General features: G+C 69.3%; 4 protein-coding genes. 1 reads left to right on the forward strand and 3 read right to left on the reverse strand.

Annotation, left to right across the window (positions count from 1 at the left end; translation table 11 throughout):
- Nucleotides 1–863, reverse strand: an 863-nt coding sequence (locus GA0115234_RS02075) for an NAD-dependent epimerase/dehydratase family protein (RefSeq protein ID WP_093539091.1), incomplete at its 3' end; no start/stop codon positions are given.
- 28 nt (nucleotides 864–891) lie between these two features.
- Complete coding sequence (locus GA0115234_RS02080) at nucleotides 892–1,812, reverse strand: class I SAM-dependent methyltransferase (protein ID WP_202553278.1); 921 nt, start codon at nucleotides 1,810–1,812, stop codon at nucleotides 892–894.
- Between the two features lie 284 nt (nucleotides 1,813–2,096).
- Between GA0115234_RS02080 and GA0115234_RS02085 the strand changes: the two genes are divergently transcribed.
- Nucleotides 2,097–3,383 (forward strand): XRE family transcriptional regulator, encoded by a 1,287-nt coding sequence (locus GA0115234_RS02085; protein ID WP_176729045.1) that lies wholly within the window; start codon nucleotides 2,097–2,099, stop codon nucleotides 3,381–3,383.
- A gap of 23 nt (nucleotides 3,384–3,406) precedes the next feature.
- On the opposite strand, the gene GA0115234_RS02090 is transcribed toward GA0115234_RS02085, so the two are convergent.
- Nucleotides 3,407–4,300 carry a glycosyltransferase family 2 protein gene (locus GA0115234_RS02090; protein ID WP_256088558.1) on the reverse strand — a complete coding sequence of 298 codons (894 nt, stop codon included), beginning with the start codon at nucleotides 4,298–4,300 and terminating at the stop codon, nucleotides 3,407–3,409.
- Nucleotides 4,301–4,842: the final 542 nt, after the last annotated feature.

Consider the following 4,842-nt stretch of genomic DNA (forward strand, 5'->3'; position numbering starts at 1 on the left):
TCGACGATCCGGGCGCCGGGGAAGTGCCCGGCCACGTGCTCGGCGACCTCGCGAACGGCAGTCTGGGCGCCGGTGCCGAGGTTGAGAGTCTGTCCGGCCGCCGCGGGCGAGGTGAGGCAGAGCCGCAGGGCGTCGGCGACGTCGTCGCGGTGGATGAAGTCGCGGACCTGTCGGCCGCCGTTGTTGAGCAGCAGTTGCTGGTCCAGGGCCGCGTACATGGTGAACTGCGCCACCACCCACGACGCGGCCCCCGGCTTGGGCACCTGTCCGGGCCCGTAGACGCTGAACGGCCGCAAGATCGTGTAGTCCCGCCCGGCCAGGTCCAGGAGGTGCCGGGTGTGTCCCTCGGCCCAGAGCTTGCTGTTGGCGTAGATGTTCAGGGGGTTAAGTGGCTGATCCTCGGTGAAGTAGCCGGCCTGCTCGCCGCGGGGAGCGTGCGGGTCGCCGTGGCCGTAGACCTGGGCGGTGGACAGCAGGACGAAGCGGCGCACGTGGGAGGCGGCGGCCACCGCGCGCAGCACGGTGTCGGTGCCCGTCAGGTTGGAGCGGACGGCCTTGTGCGGGTCGGTGGTGCAGCCGTGGACGGAGGAGTGGGCGGCGGCGTGGACGACGTAGTCGGCCGAGGCCACCATCCGGCGCACCAGCGGCTCGTCGTTGATGTCGCCGACGGTCAGGGCCGGGTCGGTGGGGCCGGTACCCAGCAGGGTCAGGGTCGTGGGCCCGTAGGCGCTCAGGTCGTCCAAGAGGGCCGGGTAAGCACCGGCGCGGGTCAGGGTGGCGCGCAGCGCGGTACCGATGAACCCGGCGCCGCCGGTGATCAGGACGCGAGCACCGGTCAGGTCGTTGTGCAGCAGGGCAGGCACAGGAATCTCCTCGTGGAGGTGGAGAGGGTCAGGCGCAGATGAAGTGGCCGGTGTACTTGGTCAAGGCGAAGTAGCCGGTCGTCTCGATGGCGGCCTGGACGTGGGCGTGCACGCGGTGTTCGAGCTCGGTGAAGAACGCTGGCGGCAGCCCTTCGCCCGGCTTGGAGCCGGCGCAGCAGTGGTTGCAACTGCGGTAGAAGGCCATGAAGTGCTCGGCCTTGCCGAACTGCAGCTGGTCCTGCCAGTCCACGCGCTCGACGGACACGAAGTGCGGAGCGAGCTGCTCGGCGCCGTTGCTCAGGGAGATCCGGGCCTTCGGCGTGGCGCGGAACAGCCGCTGGGGGGCGTTCATCTCGCGCAGCGCGGCGAAGTGCACGTTCCACATCTCGACCATGGAGTCGGTGCGGTCGGTGGCGAGCACGAAGCGGCCCCCGGGGCGCAGGACTCGGCGTACCTCGGCGAAGCTGGCGTTCAGGTCGGTGACGTAGTGCGCCATGTAGACGGCCATGACCCGGTCGAAGCTGTCGGTGGCGAAGGTGCTCAGGTCGTCCGCGCTGCCCTCGACGAACTCGCAGGGGGTGGCCACTCCGTCCAGCCGCTGCCGGGCAGACTCCAGGGCGGCGGGGGCGATATCGAAGGCGGTGATGTGGCCGGCGGCCAGGTAGGGGCGGATCCGGGCCAGGATCTCGCCGTTGCCGCAGCCCAGGTCCAGCAGTTCTTCGTTGCCGCGCAGGTCCAGCGCCCTGATCAGGTGACTGTGCAGGGCCAGCGGGTTCGTGCGGAACCGGTCGTGGGCCAGCTGCTTGGCGTCCAGCTTGCTGGTGTCGGTGAAGTAGCTATCGCGGGCATCCTCGGCCCGCAACTCGAAGTGCTGCTCGGGGATGACCTCCAGGGCCAGAGCCTCCAGCTCCGGGGTGCGGAAGTCCAGGGATGTATCGGTGAACGACAAGGCGGTGCTCCGATCGTGGCCGTCCGGGGCGTCGGCGCCCGGTGACAGATGCACTGCCGCGATCTCGGGCTGAGCTCACCCTCGTGCCGCCCGGCCACGGGTGGAAGACACCGCGGCGGTGCCGTTGGGGTGCGTCAAGGAGCACCATCGGAGCACCGCCCGATGCTCTTCCGCGCCAGGTTCCCAGCCGCTAGCGTCGCCCGGATATCCGCCCGTGCGGGGCCCTTGCAGGAGGAACAGTGGGGAAGATCCACCGGTTAGTCATCGCACGTCAGGCCCGGAACATGAACCGGCCTGATCTCGCCCGCGAACTGCGCAGACTGAGCGCTGAGCGCCAACGCCCTCTGGGAACCGCACCGTCCGGCGTCCTACGCTGGGAGGACGGCCGCGAACCCGAGAAGGAGACGCAGAAGCTGCTGGCCGAGCTGTTCGACATCGACCCGCACCTCGTCAACACCCACCCCTGGCCCCTGTGGCTCGAGTTCGACCCGCTTCAGCAGTACAGCGACTTCCCGTGGACCCCGCAAGGCGCGCTGGACGCGCTCAGAGACTCAGTCGGGAGCGACATGCATCGCCGGTCCTTCATCTTCGGCTCGTCGGCTCTGACCGCGGGCCTTTTCTCCTGGCTCACCGCCGACCCAGCAGCCGCGGGCGAGATCACCAGCGGCCGGCGCATCGGCGAGGCCGCCGTCACCCACATAGAGCGCCAAGTCCGCGCGTTGCGCCGCACCGACGACGAGGATGGCGGCGGCACCCTGATCCACGAGACCGCCGCGGCCAACGACATGGTCGGCAATCTTCTGGCCCACCGCAGCTACTCCCTCGACCACGGTCGGCGTCTCTACGCCGCGGCGGCCGACCTGGAACGGATGCGTGCCTGGGCCACCTTCGACATCCACGGCACCTGCGACGACCGGATCTTCAAGTCCGCCCTGCACTCCGCGCACAGCGCCAACGACCAAGTCCTGGGAGCCCATATCCTCACCTTCTGGGCCGCCGCCGCCTACAACTGCGACCGGCCCGTCGAGGCCGAGTCGATCGCCAGCGCAGCACTGAGCGCCGTACGCGGCAAGGCATCACCCCGAGTGCAAGCACTCGTTCACGCCCGCCGCGCCCGCGCCCGCTCGCACCTCGGTGACGAGCGCTGCTGGTCCGACCTCGACCAGGCCGAGCATCACCTTCACCGCGCCGAGCAGAGCCCTGACGAGCAGGAGCCCGAGTGGGCGTACTGGATGAACCTCTCCGAGTTCCAGGGCTCGCGAGCCTCCACCCTGCTTGCCATGGGGCGCCCAGGCGACGCGGAAGCCACCTTCTCCGCCGCCGCCCGCGCCTTCGACGGCGGCCAGGTACGCACCCACGCCCTCTACCTCACCCGCATGGCCGACGCGCAGTGGCTCCAAGGGCACCACGAACAGGCGTGCGGCACCGCGCACCAGGCCCTGGACCTCACCGACCAGATCAGCTCACAGCGCACCGTCGGCCCTCTCCAGGACCTCGTCGCCACCATGGCCTCGCACAGGACCTTGCCAGCCGTACGGGACCTTCGCGAACGGATCGCCGCCGTCGGCTGACGCGTACCCACAGCATGGGCGGGTCAGACGATCGGTGGGCGGCCGGCACGCGTCAGCCGCCACACCGTGCGCCACGACATCGCCCGCCGCTCCCCCGCGTCCGTGCGCAGCCCCTCGGCGAACCCCCGGAACCACACTCCGAGGTTTCCCGAGGACCGGAACCGCCAGATGCTGATCACGATCCAGGCGACCAGGTAGACGGGGATAAGCGCAGTTGGCAGGCGCCGGCGCGCGACCCAGACCCGGTTGCGGGCCACCATCCGATAGAACGGCCCGTGCCGGGCCGGGTTCGTCGCCGGGTGGTGCACTTCGATGTCCCCGGCGTACCAGCCGACCCGGCCGAGGTCCCACAGCCGCCACGAGAGATCGATTCCCTCGTGGAAGAGGAAGAAGTGCCCAGGCCAGCCGCCCGCTGCGTCGAAATCGGTTCGCCGGACCAGGACGATGCCCTCGGCCATGACAGTCACGACGCCCGAGCGCCGGGCATCTGTCGACCGCAGCCGGGGAACCCATCGGCCCAAGGTCTCGCCAGTGGTCGGGTCAGCGATCCGGGGCTGCACGTAGGCGGCGTTCGGATGCCGGTCGAACTCTGCGATCAGCCGGGTGAGGGTGTGGGGATCGGGGAGGACCGCGTCGTTGTCAAAGAACAGCACGAACTCGGCGTTTCCGGCGGCGAGCGCACGGGCTCCGACGTTGCGGCCCTCTGGAATACCCGTGTTCCTATCGAGTGTGACGCTCTGCACCCCGTCGGGAACGTGGTCCGGCGTCACACCGTTGCCGACGATCACCACATGCTGGTCGACGTCCTGCTGGGCGAGAACGGAGGCCATCGCCGTACGGAATTCCTGGTCCCGGTCGTTCATGGTGAGCACGACGACGTCGACCGTGCGTGTGGTAGCGGGTTCGTCGCTGCTCACCGTGATCTGTCCTTCTCCTGCGGGGGCTGGCTCGGGCACCGGGCTCCATACGGCGGTCCGGAGGGCCGCTGGGTGGTTTCGGGCATGACCCCGCCAGTGCGGCCTTGCGCAGCGTAACGCCACCAGAGCCTCACCAAGAACTCCAGATGCCGAGCTAGTGGCGCGTTCCATAACGTTGCTGGAAAGGATCGAGACGCCGCCGGCCGAACTCGATCAACGGTGCACGAAGCTCCTACCACCTCTCCCAGTACAACTGGATCTGGGGCTGGGCCACCTGGGACCGGGCCTGGCGGCACTACGACCCCGACACCCGCGCCTGGCTTGAGTGGAAAGCTAGCCGCGGGCACCACCTCATTTCCTCGACCCAACCGAAGGCCGCCTCTGGGAAGACCGCTGGGACGCCATCCATCAGGGAGAGCACCGGGAGAACTGGAACCACCAGTGGACCCTGGCCTGCCTCATGCACGGCGGGAAAACGATCGTGCCCGCCGCAAACCTCGTCTCCAACCTCGGCTTCCGGCCCGACGACAGCGAAGCCGACC

The organism is Streptomyces sp. DvalAA-43, assembly GCF_900091725.1.
In the GTDB taxonomy this organism is placed as follows: domain Bacteria; phylum Actinomycetota; class Actinomycetes; order Streptomycetales; family Streptomycetaceae; genus Streptomyces; species Streptomyces pulveraceus.